The sequence below is a fragment of the Deinococcus radiopugnans ATCC 19172 genome (assembly GCF_006335125.1).
Taxonomy (GTDB): domain Bacteria; phylum Deinococcota; class Deinococci; order Deinococcales; family Deinococcaceae; genus Deinococcus; species Deinococcus radiopugnans.
Window position 1 is genome coordinate 1 of sequence record NZ_VDMO01000061.1, and the last position, 2,007, is coordinate 2,007.

Sequence of the window (2,007 nt, forward strand, 5' to 3'; positions counted from 1 at the left end):
TGCTGGCCGTGAACGGCCTGAAGACGTATTTCAACACCGACGACGGGGTGGTCAAGAGTGTGGACGGGGTGACCTTCCACATCAACAAGGGCGAGACCCTGGGCGTGGTGGGTGAATCCGGCTCGGGCAAGAGTGTGACCAGCCTGTCGATCATGCGCCTGATCCCCATGCCCCCCGGTGAGATCGCCGGCGGCGAGATCCTGTTTACCGGGTCCGGCGGCCAGCCGCAGGACATCGTCAAGCTGTCGGAAGCCGAGATGCGCAAGATCCGCGGCAATGAGATCTCCATGATCTTCCAGGAGCCCATGACCAGCCTCAACCCGGTGTACACCGTGGGCGATCAGATCGCCGAGGCCGTGATGCTGCACCAGGACAAGAACCGCAAGGACGCCATGGCGGTGGCCACCGACATGCTGCGCTTCGTGGGCATCCCCGCCCCCGAAAAGCGCGTCAACGAGTACCCCCACCAGATGTCCGGCGGGATGCGCCAGCGCGTGATGATCGCCATGGCCCTGTCGTGCAACCCGGCGCTGCTGATCGCCGACGAGCCCACCACCGCGCTGGACGTGACCATCCAGGCGCAGATTCTGGACCTGATGCGCAAGCTGCAAAAAGACATCGGCATGAGCATCCTGTTCATCACCCACAACCTGGGCGTGGTGGCCGAGATGGCCGACCGCGTGGTGGTGATGTACGGCGGGCGCGTGGTGGAAGAGGGCGACGTCGTCGAGATCTTCAAGGCCCCCCGTCACCCCTACACCATGGGGCTGCTCAACAGCATTCCACGCCCTGGCGTGGATGCGCACATCCCCGGAACGCCGCGCGCCCGCCTGGAGGCCATTCCCGGCAACGTGCCCAACCCGCTGAACCTGCCGCCCGGCTGCGCCTTCGAGCCCCGCTGCAAGTTCGCCGTCCCCGACTGCACCAAGGCGGTGCCCCCGCTGGAAGACACCGGCGGCGGCCACATGGCCCGCTGCATTCGCTGGCAGGACTTTGCCAAGGCCGATCAGGAGGTGAGTGCATGACCGCTCCCGTCGCCGCCCGGACCTCCGCTGCCGATTCCCGCGGCATGACCCAGAAGGGCGAAACCCTGCTGGAAGTGCGCCACCTGGAAAAATACTTTCCCATTCGCGGCGGCTTGCTGTCGCGCGTGGTGGGCAACGTCAAGGCCGTCAACGACATCAGCTTCAAGCTGGGACGCGGCGAGGTGGTGGGGCTGGTGGGCGAGTCCGGCTCCGGCAAGACCACGGCGGGCCGCGCGATTCTGAGATTGATCGAACCCACCGGCGGCGAGGTGATCTTCAACGGCACCGACGTGACCAAGCTGTCCAAGAGCCAGATGCGCGACTACCGCCGCGAGATGCAGATCATCTTCCAGGACCCGTTCGCGTCGCTGAACCCGCGTATGACGGTCTCGGACATTATCGGTGAGGCCATGCAGATTCACAACCTCAATCCGGGCAAGGGCCGGATTGACCGCATCGCCGAGTTGCTGCAGAAGGTGGGCTTGCGGCCCGAACACATGCGCCGCTACCCGCACGAGTTCTCGGGCGGGCAGCGCCAGCGCATCGGGATTGCGCGCGCGCTGGCGGTGGACCCGCTGTTCATCGTGGCCGATGAACCGGTCTCGGCGCTGGACGTCTCGATTCAGGCGCAGGTGGTCAACCTGTTGCAGGACCTGCAAGAGGAACTGGGCCTGACCGTGCTGTTTATCGCGCACGACCTGGCGGTGGTGGAATACATCTGTGACCGCATCATCGTGATGTACCTGGGGCGCATCATGGAGATTGCGCCCAGCCATGAGCTGAACAACAACCCCAAGCACCCCTACACCGAGGCGCTGCTGTCGGCGGCGCCGGTGCCGGACCCCACCATCAAGCGCCAGCGCATCATTCTGGAAGGGGACATTCCCAGCCCGATCAACCCGCCGTCGGGCTGCGTGTTCCGCACGCGCTGCCGGTATGCCATCGACGACTGCGCCAAGGTGGTGCCCGAACTGCGCGAGAT

Annotated in this window: 2 protein-coding genes; both read left to right on the forward strand. The window is 65.3% G+C overall.

Features of this window, described 5'->3' with window-relative positions; genetic code table 11:
- Nucleotides 1-2: 2 nt before the first annotated feature.
- On the forward strand, nucleotides 3-1,025 hold the full coding sequence (locus FHR04_RS20640; RefSeq protein ID WP_170214059.1) for an ABC transporter ATP-binding protein: 1,023 nt from the start codon (nucleotides 3-5) through the stop codon (nucleotides 1,023-1,025).
- The coding region (locus tag FHR04_RS20645) for an ABC transporter ATP-binding protein (RefSeq protein WP_139405050.1) at nucleotides 1,022-2,007 on the forward strand (986 nt) is incomplete at its 3' end. The genes FHR04_RS20640 and FHR04_RS20645, both read left to right, overlap by 4 nt.